Raw genomic sequence first — 18,030 nt, forward strand, 5'->3', positions numbered from 1 at the left:
TGACACGGCCCCGCCGGGTCGACGTGTTCCGCCCCTCACCAGGCGTCCTGATGGTCAACTCCTGTCAAGGGGCCGGGAGATGACAATCTCCGGGACGGGCGCGGCGGAGGTGTGACGGGGCTCTCTCATCCGGCTTTCACCGAGGCCTCATACGGTATGGGCATGACGCAGGTGACTCCTCCCGGGTGGTACCCCGACCCCGGGCAGACGAATGAGGGGCCGGCCACCGAGCGCTGGTGGGACGGCAGGGCCTGGACGGAGCAGGTCCGTCCGGTGGGGTCGGCCGCCGCCTGGGGCCCCCCGGCGCCGGGCGGCGCGGGCGGGCCGGCGTATCCGGCCTACCCGGCGTATCCCGTTCCGCACCCGCCGCCCGGGCGGGGCCGGCGAGTGCGGAACGGGATAGCCGTGGCGGCGGCCGTCGCCGTCCTGGCGAGCATCGGTGTGGGTGTGTACGCGCTGACGGACGACGGCGGTGACGGCGGCACCACGACCTCGCAGGGATCGGGTGGACGGGACGGCGGTCCGTTCGGTGACTCCGGCGGGCAGGACGGGGGCTCCGGCGGGCAGGACGGGGGCTCCGGCGGGTCGGGCGGGGACTCCGGGGGTTCGGGCGGTTCCGGTGGCTCCGGTGGTGAGGAGCCGGCGCCGGACGGGTCCGAGGCACCGCGGATCGAGAGCGGGTCGGTGACCGACGCGCTGAGCGGCATCAGTCTGCCCATCCCGGACGGCTGGTACGGCCAGGAGTCGGACGTGGGCGCCTCGGTGACGTCGGAGAACTCGTACGACTGCCCCGGCGACACCTCCAAGACCTGCACCAAGGGCGGGGCGTACTCGGCGCCGGCCCTGGCGTTCGGCACCAAGGGCTCCACCGCCGAGGAGGTCGCCAAGGCGGACATCTCCGCCAACGCCGAGCAGAGCTACGGCGGTGAGGCCTACGGGAAGATCACCTCGCACGACGTCCTCGCGTCCAAGGCCGTGACCGTGGCCGGGCAGAAGGGCTATCTGGTGCGCTGGAAGGCGGTCACCAGCAAGGGCTCCGACGGGTACGTCCAGTCGCTGGCCTTCCCCTCCCCCGCGCAGCCGCAGCAGATGGTCGTGGTCCGCTTCGGGGTGGACACCGACCAGAAGCAGTCCGTCCTCGACGAGATCACCGAGGGCATCGAGGTGTCCTCGGGCGGCGGCGGCAACGGGCAGGACGTCTGACACCCCGTACCTGACGGCCGGGTGGGGCACCCCTCCGCTCAAGGGGTGCCCCACCCGGCCGGGGTGGGCGCCGCCCCCGTCCCCACGGTGCGGCGCGGTCAGGCCGCCGTACGGTCATCCCGTCGACGGCGGCCTGTGTCTCATTCGAGGCCGAGGGCCGGCAGTACGGCGGCCTCGACGAACCGGAGCAGATAGTCCGCGTCCGCGTTGCGGCCCTCCAGCGTGGGCCGGACCCGCAGCACGCCGAAGAGCTGTGCCGGGACGTACTCCAGCGCCGGGTTCCCGGCGGCGACCTCCCCGCGCTCGACGCCGCGCCGCAGGATCTTCTCCAGCGCGCTGATCTCCGGGTCGACCAGTGCCTCGCGCAGGGCCTGCGCCAGTTCCCGGTCCTGGATGACCGCGTGCCCGAGCGCCTGGAGCAGCGTGGTGTCCTTCGGCGACCACTCCCCCGCGCACCGCGCCGCCTCGCGCAGGTCCCCGGCGAGGGTGCCGGTGTCGATGCGGGCGAACCGCGCCTGCCGGTTGGAGCGCAGGGCGGCGGCGACGAACTGCGGCTTGGTCCGCCACTGCCGGTACAGCGTGGACTTGCTGCACCGCGTGCTGGCGGCGACGCCCTCCATGCTCACGGCGTCGTAGCCGCACTCGCGGATCTGGTCCAGCACGGCGTCGAAGAACTCCCGCTCACGCTCCGGGGTGATCTTGGAGCGGCGCGAGGTTCCGGCCGGCCCGGGTCGGTCCGCGTCCTGCGACGTCATCGCTCGGCTCCTTACTCCCTCGAGTGAGGCGTACGTCATCGATACACCAGTGTACCGGTACGCGACCGTATCGGTACACTGGCGTATCGGTACGAACCCGTATCGATGAGAGTCGGTACCCGCGCGCACCGTCTGCACCACGACAGAAAGGGCCCGGGGATGAATGGCCGCAAGGAGCCTGGACCCGCGGGGTCCGACGCGCCGGCGCGTCCGCCGCTCGTCCGTGAACTCCTGCTGGTGGCGGGACTCTTCCTCGTCTACAAGCTCGGCCGGCGACTGGCGACCGGCCACACCGGCGAGGCGTACCGCAACGGCCACGAGGTGTGGGACCTGGAGCGCGCGCTGCACCTGCCCGGCGAGGGCGCGGTGCAGTCCCTGCTGCTGCACGGCGACGGGCTCGCGCACCTCGCGAACACCTACTACGCGGTCGTCCACTTCCCGGCCACCGCGGCCTTCCTGGTCTGGCTCTATCTGCGCCGCCCGGCCCACTACGTCTGGGCGCGCCGGATCCTGGCGGCGGTCACCGCCGCCGCGCTGGTGCTGCATCTGGTGTTCCCGCTCGCCCCGCCGCGGATGCTCGCCGCCACGGGGCTGGTGGACACCGCGCGGGTGTACGGGCCGTCGGTGTACGGCCCGCCGGGGACCGACCAGCTCTCGAACCAGTTCGCGGCGATGCCCTCGCTGCACTTCGGGTGGGCGCTGATGGTGGCGGTCGGCCTGGTCGTCGCCACGCGCGCGTGGTGGCGGTGGCTGTGGCTGCTGCATCCGCTGGTGACGCTGCTGGTGATCGTGGGGACGGCGAACCACTTCTGGCTGGACGCGCTCGTGGCGGCGGCGCTGCTGGGCCTCGCGCTCGTGGTGCTGCGCCTGCCGCGGCACACGGCGACGGGGACGGGACGGACACGGGCCCGCCACGTACCGGGCGTACCGGCACGGGACCGGGCGCTCGCGGGGGCGGGCCGATGAGCGCCGTCGCCGTGGCCGTCCTGCTGTCCCTCGTCTCCGCCGTCGCCTACGCCGCCGCCGCGGTGGCCCAGGAACGGCTGGCCTCCCGGTCCTCCGGCACCGGCACGCTGCGGCTGCTGGCCGACGGCGCCTGGTGGTGGGCGGTCGCGCTGAACGCCTCGGCCGCGCTGCTCCATGTGGTGGCGCTCAAGTACGGCCCGCTCACCGTGGTCCAGCCGCTCGGCGCCCTCACCCTGGTCGCGGCGGTGCCCATGGGGGCGCGGATCGCGGGGCGGCCGGTGAGCGCGGTCGAGTGGCGGGGTACGGCGTTCACCCTCACCGGTCTGGCGGCGGTGCTGGTGACGGCGTCCGGGCCGGCTCCCGACGACGTGCTGAGCGTGCCCGAGGCGCTGGTCGTCGCGGGCGGTACGGCGTCGCTGATCGGGCTGCTGTCGTGGCCGGGGTCCCGGCCCGGTCTGCGGCACGCGACCGCGTCGGGCATCGCCTCCGGGGTGGCCTCGGCGCTCACCCAGACCGTGACGGTCGCGGTGACGGACCGGTCCGGCCCGCTGCTGAGCGTGCAGGTGGTCGTGGTGGCGCTGCTGGTGGCCGCCTTCGCGGCCGGCGGACTGCTGCTGTCGCAGACCGCCTACCGGGGTGGCCTGGGCGCCCCGCTCGCGGTGGTCACCCTGACGAACCCGCTGGCGGCCGCGGTGATCGGCCTCTCCCTCCTCGGCGAACGCCTCCGCGCCGGCCCGACGGGCATCCTCCTCACCCTGACCGGCGCAGCCCTCGCCTCCTGGGGCGTCCTGCTGCTGAGCCGGGCGACACCCCACCCGACGGGAGCACCCACGACCCTGACTCACGTGAACCCTCCCGCAATGCGGCAGCGGAACTCCGTAGAGGAGGTCGCAACTGCGGCCAGTCACACCGCCGCAACCGCGGGCAGTCGTGCCGCTGGGGCGGCACGGGCGGGCGCGGCGGCACCCCGCGAACGCCGGGCTGCGTAACACCCCCGCCCAGCCCCGGACGACAGTCAGTCCGTGGCGATCGCCGGGTCACTGACGCCCGGCCGGCCGTTCTCGACGTGACCCACGAAGCGGCGCAGGAACGCCGGCTCGGCCGCGGACGTGACCGTCAGGTCGTACCAGCGACGGCTGGAACGCAGGTCGACGGTGCGGTGCACGGTGGCGCCGGGCCGGACGGTGACGGTCGCAGGGCGGCCGCCGTAACCGTCGGCCACCCGCAACCGGACGGCACCCGACCCCCCGTTGACGAACGTCAGCCGAACGTCATCACCGGTATGGCGAGCAGTGACCTCACACCCCGCAACCCCGTTCGCCCCCCGGAAAACACGGAGGAACCCGTTCGGACCGTGCACGGTCAGGTCGTACGCCCCCCCGGAGTACACCGAGTTCCAGGTGTCCGATATCTCCTTGCCGGCCTCGGTCGTATAGGTCCAGGGACCGTCGGCCCGGTTGCCGGACGTGACCAGGAAGGCGGCCCCCGCCCGCGCACCGGAGGCGAAGGTCAGCGTGAACTTCCCGGCCGCCGGATCGGCGGAACCGTCCACCGCCGGGGCGTACTTCAGCGGACGAGCCGGGCGCGACCCACGCTCCTGACGGGGCATGCCGGCGTCGGCCGGCGGCGTGGGCCGGTAGTCGGGATGGCGCTCGCGGTCCGGCGGCTCGTAGGCGTCGGTGTCCGGCAGCCGAGCCGGCCGGCTGTCCCTGCGGGAGAAGTCGAAGGCACTGGTCAGGTCGCCGCAGATCGCGCGCCGCCACGGCGAGATGCCCGGCTCGCGCACACCGAAGCGGCGCTCCATGAACCGGATGACCGAGGTGTGGTCGAACGTCTCCGAGCAGACGTACCCGCCCTTGCTCCACGGCGAGACCACCAGCATCGGCACGCGCGGGCCGAGCCCGTAGAAGCCCTCACGGTGGGTGCCGCTGCCCTCGAAGACGTCCAGGGAGACGTCGACGGTGGACCGGCCCTGCGCGGCCGACTTCGGCGGCAGCGGCGGCACCACGTGGTCGAAGAAGCCGTCGTTCTCGTCGTACGTGATGAACAGGGCGGTCTTCGCCCAGACGGCCGGGTTGGAGGTGAGCGCGTCCAGGACCTGGGAGATGTACCAGGCGCCGTAGTTGGACGGCCAGTTGGAGTGCTCGGAGAAGGCCTCGGGGGCGGCGATCCAGGAGATCTGCGGCAGCCGGCCCGCCTTGACGTCGGCGCGGAGCCGGTCGAACCAACCCTCGCCGTTCTTCGCGTCGGTGCCGGTACGGGCCTTGTCGTACAGGGGGTCGCCCGGCTCGGCGTTGCGGTACTTGTCGAAGTACAGCAGGGAGTTGTCGCCGTAGTTGCCGCGGTAGGCGTCGGAGATCCAGCCCCAGTGACCGGCCGCGTCCAGGCCGTCGCCGATGTCCTGGTAGATCCTCCAGGAGATCCCGGCCTCCTCCAGCCGCTCGGGGTACGTCGTCCAGTCGTAGCCGAGTTCGTCGTTGCCGAGGACCGGGCCGCCGCCCTCGCCGTCGTTGCCGGTGTGGCCCGACCACAGGTAGTAGCGGTTGGGGTCGGTGGAGCCGATGAAGGAGCAGTGGTAGGCGTCGCAGACGGTGAAGGTGTCGGCGAGCGCGTAGTGGAAGGGGATGTCCTCGCGGGTCAGGTACGCCATGGTGGTGGTGCCCTTGGCGGGCAGCCAGCGGTCGTACTTGCCGTTGTGGTAGGCGTCCTGGCCGTCGGACCAGCCGTGCGGCAGCCCTTCCAGGAACCGCATGCCGAGGTCGTCGGCCTCCGGGCGGAAGGGCAGGACCTCCGTGCCGTCGCTCTTGGTCTGGTGCCACACCGACTTGCCGCTGTCGAGCCGGACCGGGTGCGGGTCGCCGAAGCCGCGGACGCCGCGCAGCCTGCCGAAGTAGTGGTCGAAGGAGCGGTTCTCCTGCATGAGGACGACGATGTGCTCGACGTCCTCGATCGACCCCGAGCGGTGGTGGGCCGGGAGCGCGGCGGCCCGTTCGATGCTCGCGGACAGCGCGCTGAACGCCGTGGTGGCGCCTGTGAGTTGGAGGAATCGGCGCCGGTTGACTTCGGGCATGGGTGAGGGCCTCTCGTACGGTGCCGGATGCTGAGGGGGTGCGCGCGAAAGGAGTGTTCCAGGAGCAGCGAACGTCGGGGAAGGGCGCCGTGGCGCGGGCGTGAAGGTCATCGGTACGTGAGGTGCGGCGACGCGTCGTGGACCGCGCCGGATCACCGTGCGGACCCGGCTGAACCCGGTGCGTGGCCGAGCCAGTTGTCACGGCGCAGCGCCGCCTCGGTGCCGGTGAGGTACACGGCCGTGGCGAGCCACTGGGCCGTGTACCGGTCGGGACCGCCCTCGTCGAGGCGGCCGAACGCGTCACGGGTGCGGTCGGCGGCCACCGCGCCGAGCGTGGCGGCCAGGGCCGCGCCGGTGACGAACCCGTCGCGGCGCAGCGCGGTGGCGTGGCCGCGCAGGTCGTCGCCGCGCGCGGGTTCGGCGGCGGCCCGGCGTCCCCCGGCGACGGCCAGTTCGACCAGCCGGCGGACGCGCCAGAGCGGTGAGTCGTCCACGGGACCGGCAGGGGCCGGTTCGGGCGGGCAGGGCAGGTCCGCCGGGAAGTGGTCGTCCCGGAGGTGGTCGTAGCCGAGATCGGCGCGGCCCTGCCAGTCGTCCGGCAGGCGCAGGGTCGCCTCCGCGCCGGGTACCGGGGCGACGGCGAGCGGGCGGAGGGTCGTGACCCGGTCGGGGTCGAGGCGTCCGACGACCCGGATCCGCAGCCCGGGGTGCTCGCCCAGGCGCCGCAGGTTCGCGGTGTGGGCGAGAGAGGGATGACGGAGTGCGGGGGCCAGCCGGACCGGTCCGGCTGCCCGCCCCGGCAGTACGCGGACCAGCAGGTCCTCGCCGTCGGTGGCGACGATCTCCACGTCACGGGCGGTCAGTGACGCGGTGGACCCGGCTCCGTCGGGGTCCGGGCCCGACGGGGGCCAGGGCCGTCCGGCGGCGAAGGTGACGCGGACTCCCGGTTCCGGCAGCAGGCGGCCGTCCGGGGCGACGACCGCTCCGGTGACGATCAGGCCGCCGCGGGACACCCGGAAGTGGTCGCTCAGGAAGGACCGGAGGGCGACATGGGCGGTACCGGCCCGGCGGGCGCGGGCGGGGCCGCCGGGCTTGACGTCGGGAAGCGTGTACGCGTGGCCGTCGTCGTCGACGAGGTGGGTGACCACCCCGCCGAGGCCGCCCGGCCCGATCACCGGTTCGCGGCAGACGCCGTACAGCCGCAGCGGTCCGTCGGGGCGGTGGTGGTGGCGGACGGCACCGATGAGCGCCGGGTCGGGGTCGGCGGACCTCAACCGGTGGGTGACGAGGAGGAGTTCCCGCAGGGCGTCGACCAGTGCGGCGAGGGCACGGGGACGGTGCGGGTCGCGCTCGTCACGCAGGTGGCGTACGACGTCCAGGGCGGCGGCCTCCGCACGGTGGAGACCCGCGAGGCGGGCGGTGTGGGCGGCGCGCAGCAACTCCGCCTGAAGGACCGCTCCGGCCCCGGCGGTCCCGGCGGACAGCACGGCCGCCCCCGCCGCCCAGAGCCCGGAGGCCGCCCGTGTCCGGTCGGCGGAGGGAACAAGGACGGACCGACGCCCCGAACCGACGAGCGGCTCCTTCTCGGCGCTGGGACGGCCGGGGGCGGCCCGGCGACCGTCGTCGGCGGGTCGGTCGGCGGCGGCCGGGCGGTCCGGGCCGGCCCGACGGCCGTCACCGGCGACCCGGCCCTGACCCGGTGCCCCGTGCGGGCCACCGGCCTCAACAGGGCCCTGCCCCGAACCCGCGAACCGACCCCGCCCAGCGGGCCGGACCTGAACCGCCGGACGGTCCACGTCGACCGCGGACGTCGTGTCGGCGACCGGGCCCGGAGCCGGCGTCCGACGCGGACCGCGGGCCTCGCCGGGGCCCCGGCCCGGCCCCTCGGGCTGGGCCCGATCCGCCGCGACGGCCGCGTCGGCCGCCGGCGTCGCGTCGGCGACCGGGCAGGCTCCCAGTACCGCCGCCAGGTGCAGGCAGCGTGGGGCCAGGAGGCAGGTGCAGTGGGCCTGGCCGGGGGCGGTGACGGTGCCGGACGGGCCGGGGGTCAGGGTCACCCGGGCGTCCTCGCCGCAGCGGACGCGGACGGTGCCGTCCTCGGTGGTGACCGGTGCGCCGGCCAGGGCCTCGACGGCCGCGTCCAGTCTGCCGCGGAGCCTCGTGGTGAGGATCTCCACCGCGGAGGCGAACACCTCCGGTGCGACGGGTGGGAGTGAACGGCTCATCGGGTCGCTCCGCGGAGGCGCTCGCCCACCCAGCGGGCGAGCGAGAGGGGACTGAGGGCGGCCACCGGCATGCCGGCCGCGACGAGTTGCCGCGCGACCGGTACCGAGTAGCGGGGGGTTCCGTCGCCGTTCAGGGCGGCGCAGCCCAGCAGGTGGACACCGGAGAGGACCAGGGACCTGACCTCGGTCAGCAGACCGTCGACCGCGCCGCCCTCCTCGAAGTCGCTGACGACCACCATCAGGGTGCGGTTCGGCACCGTCACCAGTGTGCGGGCGTGCGCGAGACCGGCCGCGATGTGGGTGCCGCCGCCGACCTTCACCTCCAGCAGCAGGGAGAGCGGGTCGTCGATCCGGTCGGTGAGGTCGACGACCCGCGTGCTGAAGGTGAGGAAGTGGGCGGAGAGCATGGGCGCACCGCCCAGTACGGCGGCGGTCAGCGCCGACCAGATGACCGAGGACTCCATGGACGCGGACACGTCGACGACGAGGATCAGCCGCCAGTCGCTCTGCTTGGCTGCGCGGGTCCTGAAGACCGGCCGCTCGGGGACGATCCGGACGGTGCCGTCCTCCAGACGGCGGCTGTGGACGAGGTTGGCCCGCAGGGTACGGGGCAGGTCGAGCCGGCCGCCGGGGCGCCGGGAGGGGCGCGGTGTGGTGAGGCCGGTCAGCGCGGGACGCAGCCGGGCGGCGAGTTCCCGGGCGAGTTCCTCGATCAGCCGTTTGACCAGCGGCCGGAGGCGGGCGATCCGCTGCTCGGGCATTCCCCTGGCGAGCGACAGTACGGAGGACAGCAGCTCCACGGAAGGGCGTACCGAGTCCGGGTCGAGGTGATCGATCACATCCGTACGGCCCTCGGCCGCGGCGCGTCCCAGGACTTCCTCCCGGATGTCCGCGCCGAAGAGCGCTTCGAGGTCCTCGGCCCAGTGCCGGACACTGGGGTAACTCGGGCCCTGGCCTGCGGTGAGCTCGTCCGTGTCACCACCGTGGTCCGGGGCCGCCGCCCCCGCCTCCTCCGCGCCGCCGTCCGCACCCTCGTCCCCGGTCGGCCCCTCCGCTCCGAACAGCTCGTCGAGGGCCCGGGCGTACGGCACCAGCTCCGGGGGGAGTTTCGCCGTGCCGCGGCCGAGCAGCAGCCGCCAGCGGTCGGCGGGGCCGAGGCGTGAGGTATCGGGCTCCGTTCCCCGGGCGGGCCACCGACCGCTCGCCGCGGACGTCTGCCCGTCCGGGACGAGGACGTCCGGGGCGGGAGCATCCAGGGCCGGACCGTCCGGGACGAAACCGCCCGGGGCCGGAACGTCCAAAGCCGGACCGTCCGGGGGCGGAGGGCTCACCAGACCCGCCAGGCCCAGCTCCCTCAGCAGGGCCAGCCCCTCGTTGTCCGCCTCGGCCCACCGGCCGGCCGTCTCGGCGGGCGCGGTGAGCCGGAGGTCGGGCCGGGCGCCGAGCCGGTCGGTCACGGCCGTCAGCAGTCGCCCGCGTCCGTCCGGGGTGAGTGCCCGGAAACCGCCGCGCAGCGCGGGGAGCCGGTCGAGGAAGCCCCGGTCGTCCAGGGTCTCGACGCGCTCCAGCAACGGGTCGAGGGAGGTGGGCAGGGACGCGATCAGCGGTCCGGCGGCGACGAGCAGACCGGCGAGCCGGCGCTCCAGCCGGTGCCGGGTGTCCGGTGCCGTCGCCGAGTCGATCCAGTCGGCGAGTCTCCTGCCCAGCAGCTCCGAACTGTCGAGGTCGAGCAGTACCCGGGCGGCCAGGGACGCTCCCTGGACGAGCGGGGAACCGGTGCGCGCGAGCGCGTACAACTCGCCGTCCAGGCGCAGCCCGAGCCGTTCCTCACCGCTGCGGACGGCCAGGGTCACGAGGGCGACGGCGTCCTCCGTCCCGTCGCTGCCGGCCAGCCCGGGCAGGGTGCGGACGGCGGCTTCCAGCAGGAGGCCGCGGAGCGCCGCCGCCCGGAGGCGTGTCCGCTCGGTGGTGCCGGGCAGGTGTTCCCGGTGTATCGACTCCGACAGGTCCATGCACCGCAGCAGTTCGGGAAGCGTGGCCGCCGCGGGCAGGACCCGCGCGGCCTGTGTGAGGCAGTCGCCGACCAGGTCCGGCAGGGCGCACCGGGCCGCCGCCCCCAGCAGGTCGATGACCCGCGCCGGGGTGACTCCGCCGGACTCCGTCGCCCGGCGGTGGTTCGCGCGCAGGGTGCCCTCGGCCGCCTGGGCGGCGGTGACCCCTCTGACGCCCACCAGGTCGAGCCGGGCCGCGACCGCCGGGGTCCAGGCCGCCCGCCAGCGTGTGGTGAGGGCGCTCCCCTCCCCCGCGGCGGACACCTCGACCGGCTCCGCGTAGCCCACCCCGCACTCCTTGAGCCGCTGGAGCAGGATCTCGCGCCGGGCGTCGAGGGCGGAGCGCAGCGGCGAGAGCCGGACCTCCCGGTGGCCGGTACTGCCCGGCCCCGGCAGCCGGAGCGAGGCGAGTTCCGCCTCCACCCAGGGGCCGAGACCGGACCGGGGTGTGCCGGGGGCGAGCCGGCCGCGGCCCGTGCCGACCAGCACCGTCTCCAGGACCCGGCCGGGTGGTGGTCCCCCCTGGCCCAGTACGGACGTCACCGCCTCCAGCAGCTCGCCCCGGCCGGGTGCCGCCAGGCCGCGCAGGGTGCCGAGGTCGCAGGCCAGCCGTAGGGTCTCGATCGCCTCGCCGGTGCCCGCGGTGTGGCCGGCCGCGCGGATCTCCCGGCACACTTCGGTGACGAGGCGGGCGGCGGCGTCGCGTATCCGGCCGGGATCGCCACCGGCGTCGAGCACCGCCTGCTGCCAGCGCGGGTCGCGGATGCCGGCCGGGTATCCGGAGCGGGGGTCCAGCAGGGCGAAGGCGTACGGCACGAGGGAGGTGACGACCGGGGAGCTCGCGCCGGCCGCCTGTCCCGCGGCCGTGGGCCCGTCCTCGTCGGTCAGTCCGGGCGTGTGGAAGGCGCCGGTCACCGCCGCGACCCGGCGTTCGCCGGCCCCGGCCGCGGCGACGGCCCGGCGCATGTGTGCTTCCCGGGCGAGGTCGACGGCCGCGATGCCGCCGTGGGCCGCCCGGTCCCGGCGCACGGCCAGGCCGAAGCCGAGGGCGGCGCGGCGCACGGCGTCGGGAGCGCTGCCGGGGGCGAGCGCCTCCACGGTGCGGTCCCACAGGTCGTCCGCGTCCGGCGCGGCCGCTTCCGGGCCGGCCGCCGGGGCGGTCGTCCACTCCGGTGCCGTGAGGGGCAGGTCGCAGCAGATCACCTCCGCGCCCCGGTCCCGCGCCCAGCGGATCGCCGCCAGTTCCGGGGAGAAGTCGGCGAGGGGGTACAGGTGCAGCCGTCCGTCCTCGTACGCGCCGGCCAGGGCCACCGGCGCCGCGGTGCGCGGATCGGAGAGGTACGGCAGCCAGGGCTGGAAGTCGGCCGGCAGTTCGACGCAGACGGCCTCGGCGCCCGCGGCGTCCAGCAGCCGGGGCACGGCGACGGCCAGTGCGGGACTGTGGTGCCGTACGCCGATCAGGTACGGCTCCGTGCGGGCCGCCAGCGCGGCCACCTCTGCTCTTGCGGTCATGGGTCCAGGTGGGCGGTTCGGCGGGGACGGCCGTACGGACGGCCGTCCCCCTTCGTGACGGAACTCAGCGACGGCTCTTCCGCGGTCGCGGCACCTCCAGTTCCTCCAGCTGGGGCCCGTCCCCGTCCTGGACCCGGCGCCAGGCCTCGCGGTAGAGCGCGGCGACGGGCCGGAGGGGCACCACGGCGCCCAGGACGGGCCGCTCGCCGTCCAGCAGGTCGTACATCGGCAGCTTCCACCGCTCCAGCGGGAGGTGCGGGTTGGTGAGCTGGGTCCAGCCGCCGGGCAGGAACAGGGAGCGTCCGGCCTTGGAGCGGTTGCCCTCGATGACGAGGTCGGTGGCGGCGAGTTCGGCGCGGGCGGCCCGGAGCCTGGCCGTTCCGCCGCGCTGCTTGCCCCAGCCGGTCCAGCGGGCGGTGTTGCGGTCGGTGGGGTCCGGCAGGGTGAGCAGCATCAGGTGGAGGACGGCGGCGTCCTCGCTGATGCCGTACCGCTCGGCGACCTCCGTGACGAGGTCGGGTACGGACCGGGCGGGGTCCTGCGGCCACCACGTCCCGTCCGCGTCGCGTTCGCCCGCCACCGGGTTGCCGGGGTCGGCGAGCAGCTCGGCGAACCGCCGGTCGTGGACCAGACGCAGCGCCGTTTCCTGGGCGTTGGGCCGCTCGCCGGTGAACAGGGCCGTCAGATACGGGTCGTTGCCGGTCGCGTCCAGCAGCGCGGGATGGATGGCGGGGACGGGTTCGGACCTTCCGGTGCCCAGCACGACCGCGCCGTGGCGCACGAAGTCGTCGCCGGTCTCGGTAGGTTCTCCGGCGGCGCGCCGGAACTCCTCCCAGTCGATCCGCCGGTCGACCTCGATCAGCAGGCCGGGGTGGGCCAGCCGGTCGCGCAGCGCGGTGAGTACGCCGGGCAGGGTGGCGCGGATCGGGTCGCCGGCCGGGAGGCAGTGGGCGAGCCACGCGGCCAGGGCCACCGAGCCCTTCAGGACCGCGCCGTCGAAGCCGGGCGTCTTTTCGGTGTTCTCCGGGCGGTAGGCGCCGATCCTCCAGGTGAGGTCCTGGGACAGCCGGGGCTCGGCGGTCACGTCGAGGAAGCCGCGCAGTGCCTCGGCCGGTGCCCAGCCCGGGGAGACCACGCCGCGGACCGCGTCGTGAAGCACTTCCTCGGGGATGGGCGCGCGCCGGCCGAACCGCTCGTTCCACACCTCGGCCGCGCGGGCTGCGTCAGGGCCGTCCGTCCACAGCCGGGACGGATCGGCGGGCAGCAGCGCCGCGACGACGGTCTGCCGGGCGTCCGCGTCGAGGGACCTCAGCTCGTCCTTGGCCACGCGCGCGTCGGCCGACTTCACGCCGATCGTCTTCAGCGTCGCCGAGGGCACCGCCACGCGCTCGTCGTCGATCATGGGCAGGCCGGCGACCACCAGCCGGGCCATGGTCGGGGTGACGCCGGTGAGCCGCGCGAACTCCTCGGCGGCCGCCGGGGACCAGGGCGCCGGTCCGCGCTCGGCGAGCTCGGCACGGAACGCCGCGGCCCAGCCGGGCGGCCGTGTCGGCTCCGCCACCAGCGGTCCTGCGGCGACCAGGGTGTACGGCGCGGGTGTCTCGAACCGGCCGGACGGGTCGTGGAAGAGCGCTCCGTAGTGCCGGCCGGTGGTCTCGCCGTCGGGGTCCCAGCCCTGGAGGAAGCGGAACGCGTGCTCGGGGAAGACCAGGAACGCGCCGTCGCCGAGGTCTAGCACGGTCGCGTCCCGGTACCCCTGAATGGCGTCGGGTCCCTCGAACAGGCTCTGGTCCAGCCGCAGCCGGACCCCCCGCCAGTGCCCGGGGTCCAGGTCCGTGAGCCCCTGCGCGTCGAACTCCTCGAGGTACGCGTCCAGCGCCTGCCGGTGCTCCTCCACGACGGCCTCCGAGCCGGCCCGCAGCGCCAGGATCGCGGGCAGCACGGGCAGCGCCGGGATGTGCAGACACTCCAGGGATTCCTGCTTGGCCATGTCGAGGTGGGTCCGGCCCGTGGGAGCCGGTTCGGCCAGGCCCCGCAGGGAGCGGCCCAGCAGGTCCGGCAGATCGTAGAGGTGGTGGTAGAAGTCGTAGAACCGGCGGCGCCAGCCGATGGTGAGTCCGACGCCGTTCAGCGCCGCCCCGAGCACGCCGTCGCCCACCTTGGGCCGTGGCTCCCGCAGCACCTCTCCGGCGATCGCGGAGTCGAGCCGGGCCAGCGCCGCGTCCAGGACGCGCTGCTGCTCGGCGGCGTACCGCACGATGCCGGTGATGCCCGCCCGCAGCGCCTCGTGGCCGACCTCCGGCAGCAGCTTCCGGACCAGTCCGGGCACCAGGTCCTGGTCGTCCCCGATCGGCTCGTCCGGGTTCTCGGCATTCCGTGGCCGCTCCGCCACGGCTCCGGTCAGCAGCGCCTGCGCGGTGTCCTCGTCGATCCGGCGGAGCGCCGCGGAGCCCTGCGGGTCGCGGGGCTGGAGCAGATGCCAGTGGCTCAGGGGCGGCAGCAGCGCGGTACCCGCGCTGAAGTGCCCGTGTGTCCGGTTCTCCGGGACCTCGGCGAGCACCGTGCCGTCCGGGTCGAGCAGCCGGACGGCGTTCCAGTGCCGGACCACGGCCAGCGTCTGTTCGGTGCCGGGGAATCGCAGCGCGTGCCGGGGGAACGTGTCCTTGCCGTCGTCCGGTACGACGACCGAGCGTCCGGCGAGGTCCTCGCCCCGCAGCCGGCCGTCCGGCAGCCTCGTCAGACGCCAGCCGAGGAGCCCGTCCACGGGGGCGCACACCGGACCCGGTACGGCGGTGGGGGCCGGCCGCAGCCAGGAGTTCTGCAGCATGTGGTCCTCGGAGCCGGTGCCCGGTCCCCCGCCGAACCACTCCGGCATCCCGGGCTCGCCCACGGTGTCGCCGGCCGGGTCGTACGCGCGCCAGGTGGGCTGCCTGTCCTCGGCCCCCCGGGAGGCCCACACCCAGTACGACGTCCCGTCGCCGATCACCTGCCGCCTCGCCCAGACCACCGTGCCCCCGCGACGCAGCACGCCGTAGCCGGTGGTCCGCCCGCCCCCGGGCAGCGGGAGGGAGACGAGGAGCTGGTCCGCGTCGCGTCCGCCCGCCTCACTGTCGCTGCGGAGGTAGCCTCCGACGGGTATCGGCGACGGGTCCGGGCTGTGGCTCCAGTAGCCCTCGGTGCCGGTGGAGTACGAGTCCCACCAGACGAGCAGTTCGCCGTCCACGTACTGACAGCTGACGCGCCACAACCGGTCCGTCATGTCCGGCGGGAGCCGCATCTCGTGGGTGAGCACGGTGCCTTCCGCGCCGACCACCCGGACCTGGGTGCCCGTCATGACGACGAGGTACGGCCAGGCGTCGATGACCCGGACCTTCGGGGCGCGCTGCTCCGGTTCACAGGGTGGGAGCGTCTCCTCCCAAGCGGGCCAGCCCAGTTCGTCGAGGACGCCGGTGCGCAGTGTGCGGGCGAGTGCGGGGGCGGTCCCGGTGCTCAGTGCGTTCCGTACCGCCTCCTCGGCGACCGCCAGCGCCTCTCCGGGCAGCCAGTCCAGCGTGCGCAGCACGCCGGAGTAGCCGGAGAACGCGGGCAGTTCGGCGGTGAGGTACCTCCGGCTGACCTCGCCCACCCATTCGGCGAGCATGGGCCGCCCGCCGGGGGACTCGGCCAGGGTGAGGACTGTCTCCTTGTGGTTGCCCCTGTCGTCCTCGGGGCAGCCGCGCCGGAACGCGGGGCGGAAACGGGTGTCCGCCTCCAGCGCGACGAGGTCGCGCCGGGTGTCGCGGGCGGCCCAGTCGGTCAGGCCGAGCTGCTGCCCGTCCTGCGGTTCCGCCACCGGTACGCGCAGCGACAGGAGCTGGTCGAGGAGGTTCACGTCGCTGACCGGGGGCGGCAACGTGCCGCCGGTGGCGTGCAGTTCGGCGCGCAGCGCGTCGGCCATGCGGTCGACGAGCGGAGCGAGCTCCGGCGGGGCGAGACGCCGGCGGTCGACCTGGCACAGGTGGAGGAACCTGCGCGTCCACCCGGCCGTACCGTCGGGGGACCGTACCTCGGCGGGCAGCGCGGCCCCGCACAGTCCGGCGGTGGCGCCGGACTTCTCCAGCAGGTCCAGCCACTGGGACAGGTCCTCGCCCTCCCACTCCTCGGGCATGAGACCCAGCAGGGTGCCGCGGACGGCGGGCTCCCGCCGGGTCAGTTCCAGCAGGGCCTGCCGGTGCGCCTTCCACCAGGCGGGCGGTGCCTTGAGGGTGCCGGGCAGCGTCAGCATCTCGCGCAGGTAGGCGATCTCCTCCGCCTGCGCGTTCTTGCCCGCGACCGCCTTCGCCAGTTTGCGCAGTTCGGCCGCGCCCGGACTCGACGGGGGCAGCCCGTGTGCCGCGAGCCGGACGAACAGCCCGCGCAGGTGCCGGAACGCCGTCGTGGCCGGGACCCGGGAGATCAGTCCCTTGGCGTAGCTGGAGAGGACCTTCGTCGGCATGGCGTCGGCGAGGGCGAACTCCAGGAACACGGCGTCCATGCGCGCCTCGTCGAACGGCAGCCCGTGGGCCGTCTCGGCCTTGCGCGCGTTGACGAACATCTGGGACGCGTACGCCTTCTCGTCGGCGGCCAGGAAGACCCGGCCGGCCTGCTCGTAGAAGGTCGGCAGGAAGTGCGGTACGGATCCCGCGAGCCGTTCGCCGATCGACTCGTAGGTGGCGCGGGCCCGCTTCGGGCTCGATCTCGCCTTCCGTGCCACCTTGTTCATCTCCTCGACCAGGGACATGGCGAGGTGACCGTCCGAGGGGCGGTGGACCAGCACCCAGTCGGGGAAGCCCAGGGCCCGGGGCCGGCCGAGACCGACCTCCACCGGCTCGCCCTCGGGTTCGAGGCCGAGGAAACCGGTGCGCGGGCCCTCGGTCTGCTCCTCGGTGGTGAGGCGTACGACGGTCCTGCCGTCCAGGCCCGGATGGCGGTAGGCCTGGGTGTACATGGGCACGGCCCGGTCACCCGCCCCGCTGGTGCCCGGCGGCAGCACCGCACCGGCGCGCAGCAGCTCCTCCGGGTCCGCCGGCGCGCCGTTCCGTGTCGTCGGGTCGTTCATGAGCGCGTGCCTTTCCTGGGTGTGCGCTGCCGTGGTGTCGTTCACGCGGCGCCGTCCTCGGTCACGGTGCGGCCCGCGTGCAGGGCCGCGGCCATGCGCATGCCCTCGGACCAGGCGACGGGGCCGACTTCGGTCAGCGGCAGGCTGCGGTAGCCGTCCTCGTCGCTCCAGCTGAGGCCCCCGGTCCAGGCCTTCTCCTCGGTGTAGGGGTTGCTCATGCCGACCGAGGCGGTGACGACGCGCCCGCCGTCCAGGATCCGGTCGACGGCGCTGTTGCCGGAGACCTTGTAGCCGAGGGACGTGATACGGGAGGAGAGGTGGAACCACGAGCGGTACTCGGCGCCGGCGAACTCACGGACCGAGTCGGCGGACCCGTCGATGCCGGCGGGCTTGTGCCAGGTGGCGCGGTGGATCTGCTCGACGCCCTGCGTCACGCCCAGCTCGGCGGCGAACGTGCGGAGTTCCTCCAGGTCCGGGAGGAGGACGGGGTGGGGCATGGTCACCGTGCGGGGGGTCAGGCGGACGGTCTCGCCGTCGAGGTCGACCACCCGCAGCTCACCCGAGTCGTCCGCGTCGCGCAGGAAGCCGGTCTCGTCGGGGCCGTCACCGACGACGACGATGTCGCGCAGCGCGGACCGCCATGCCTCGTCGGGCCAGAGCCGGGCCAGCAGACCGGCCGGCACCGGCAGCGAGGAGACCATCCAGGTGTCGACCTGTGCGGCGCACTCGGCCGCGTGCCGCTCCAGCCACTCGGCGAACCGCTGGAGTTCCTGTACTTCGGGGCGGTCCCGTATCTCTTCCGGCAGAGTTCTCACCTGCTCTGCCGGGGACGGTCCCGATGTGGACCGCGCCACCACCCTGCCCTCCACCAGAGCGACTTCGTACGTGTCGCCCGCTGCCAGCCAGCCCATGGGTTACTCGCCTCTTCCACCACTCGGAATTCGGCACAGCTCGTCCGGCGACGGCCTGATCGGCGCGCCTCGCTGTGACGACGGTCGAAAGACTAGAGGCACCCACCGACAGTCCACCGGGGCCCGCCGCGGGCCGGGTTGGCGGGAAGGTCTCGAGCAGCGCGGCCCGTCCGGGCGGACGGTGGGATTCACGCCAGATTGGACGATGTCTGTTTCCGGCCGAACCCCGGACGGGCGAACTCGCTGCCCGGTCCCTCTCG

General features: G+C 74.5%; 9 protein-coding genes. 3 read left to right on the top strand and 6 right to left on the bottom strand.

The genetic code is table 11. The features are described from left to right. Nucleotides 1–162 precede the first annotated feature (162 nt). Nucleotides 163–1,203 carry a DUF2510 domain-containing protein gene (locus tag AMK33_RS24300; protein ID WP_073935117.1) on the top strand — a complete coding sequence of 347 codons (1,041 nt, stop codon included), beginning with the start codon at nt 163–165 and terminating at the stop codon, nt 1,201–1,203. Between the two features lie 140 nt (nt 1,204–1,343). Here AMK33_RS24300 and AMK33_RS24305 read toward each other — a convergent pair whose 3' ends face one another. Next, nucleotides 1,344–1,958: a TetR/AcrR family transcriptional regulator gene (locus AMK33_RS24305; RefSeq protein ID WP_073935070.1), complete on the bottom strand. Its 615-nt coding sequence runs from the start codon at nt 1,956–1,958 to the stop codon at nt 1,344–1,346. 159 nt (nt 1,959–2,117) lie between these two features. On the opposite strand from AMK33_RS24305, the gene AMK33_RS24310 reads away from it, so the two are divergent. Next, nucleotides 2,118–2,924 carry a phosphatase PAP2 family protein gene (locus AMK33_RS24310; RefSeq protein ID WP_073935071.1) on the top strand — a complete coding sequence of 269 codons (807 nt, stop codon included), beginning with the start codon at nt 2,118–2,120 and terminating at the stop codon, nt 2,922–2,924. Then, on the top strand, nt 2,921–3,913 hold the full coding sequence (locus AMK33_RS24315) for a DMT family transporter (protein WP_235618179.1): 993 nt from the start codon (nt 2,921–2,923) through the stop codon (nt 3,911–3,913). The genes AMK33_RS24310 and AMK33_RS24315 overlap by 4 nt, the downstream gene beginning before the upstream one ends. Before the next feature lie 26 nt (nt 3,914–3,939). On the opposite strand, the gene AMK33_RS24320 is transcribed toward AMK33_RS24315, so the two are convergent. The 5 genes from AMK33_RS24320 to AMK33_RS24340 all read right to left on the bottom strand — a co-directional run bounded on the left by AMK33_RS24320 (nt 3,940) and on the right by AMK33_RS24340 (nt 17,770). Then, nucleotides 3,940–5,994 carry a phosphocholine-specific phospholipase C gene (locus AMK33_RS24320; RefSeq protein ID WP_073935072.1) on the bottom strand — a complete coding sequence of 685 codons (2,055 nt, stop codon included), beginning with the start codon at nt 5,992–5,994 and terminating at the stop codon, nt 3,940–3,942. A 152-nt stretch (nt 5,995–6,146) separates the two neighbouring features. After that, nucleotides 6,147–8,219 carry an SWIM zinc finger family protein gene (locus tag AMK33_RS24325; protein WP_073935073.1) on the bottom strand — a complete coding sequence of 691 codons (2,073 nt, stop codon included), beginning with the start codon at nt 8,217–8,219 and terminating at the stop codon, nt 6,147–6,149. Then, complete coding sequence (locus AMK33_RS24330) at nt 8,216–11,782, bottom strand: DUF5682 family protein (protein ID WP_073935074.1); 3,567 nt, start codon at nt 11,780–11,782, stop codon at nt 8,216–8,218. Before AMK33_RS24330 ends, AMK33_RS24325 begins: the two co-directional genes overlap by 4 nt. 64 nt (nt 11,783–11,846) lie before the next feature. Further along, nucleotides 11,847–16,859, bottom strand: coding sequence for a DNA-binding protein (locus AMK33_RS24335; protein WP_073935118.1), 5,013 nt, complete (start codon nt 16,857–16,859; stop codon nt 11,847–11,849). Between the two features lie 41 nt (nt 16,860–16,900). Beyond that, the gene (locus AMK33_RS24340) at nt 16,901–17,770 is read right to left on the bottom strand and encodes a DUF4132 domain-containing protein (protein WP_073935075.1); all 870 of its coding nucleotides are present in this window, start codon (nt 17,768–17,770) and stop codon (nt 16,901–16,903) included. Between the last annotated feature and the right edge of the window lie 260 nt (nt 17,771–18,030).

Origin of the sequence: Streptomyces sp. CB02400, assembly GCF_001905725.1 — a bacterium.
In the GTDB taxonomy this organism is placed as follows: Bacteria; Actinomycetota; Actinomycetes; order Streptomycetales; family Streptomycetaceae; genus Streptomyces; species Streptomyces atrovirens.

Coding starts and splice junctions, on each gene's coding strand:
- AMK33_RS24300 (WP_073935117.1), top strand. CDS start 163: ATGACGCAGGTGACTCCTCCCGGGTGGTACCCCGACCCCGGGCAGACG.
- AMK33_RS24305 (WP_073935070.1), bottom strand. CDS start 1,958: ATGACGTCGCAGGACGCGGACCGACCCGGGCCGGCCGGAACCTCGCGC.
- AMK33_RS24310 (WP_073935071.1), top strand. CDS start 2,118: ATGAATGGCCGCAAGGAGCCTGGACCCGCGGGGTCCGACGCGCCGGCG.
- AMK33_RS24315 (WP_235618179.1), top strand. CDS start 2,921: ATGAGCGCCGTCGCCGTGGCCGTCCTGCTGTCCCTCGTCTCCGCCGTC.
- AMK33_RS24320 (WP_073935072.1), bottom strand. CDS start 5,994: ATGCCCGAAGTCAACCGGCGCCGATTCCTCCAACTCACAGGCGCCACC.
- AMK33_RS24325 (WP_073935073.1), bottom strand. CDS start 8,219: ATGAGCCGTTCACTCCCACCCGTCGCACCGGAGGTGTTCGCCTCCGCG.
- AMK33_RS24330 (WP_073935074.1), bottom strand. CDS start 11,782: ATGACCGCAAGAGCAGAGGTGGCCGCGCTGGCGGCCCGCACGGAGCCG.
- AMK33_RS24335 (WP_073935118.1), bottom strand. CDS start 16,859: ATGAACGACCCGACGACACGGAACGGCGCGCCGGCGGACCCGGAGGAG.
- AMK33_RS24340 (WP_073935075.1), bottom strand. CDS start 17,770: ATGGGCTGGCTGGCAGCGGGCGACACGTACGAAGTCGCTCTGGTGGAG.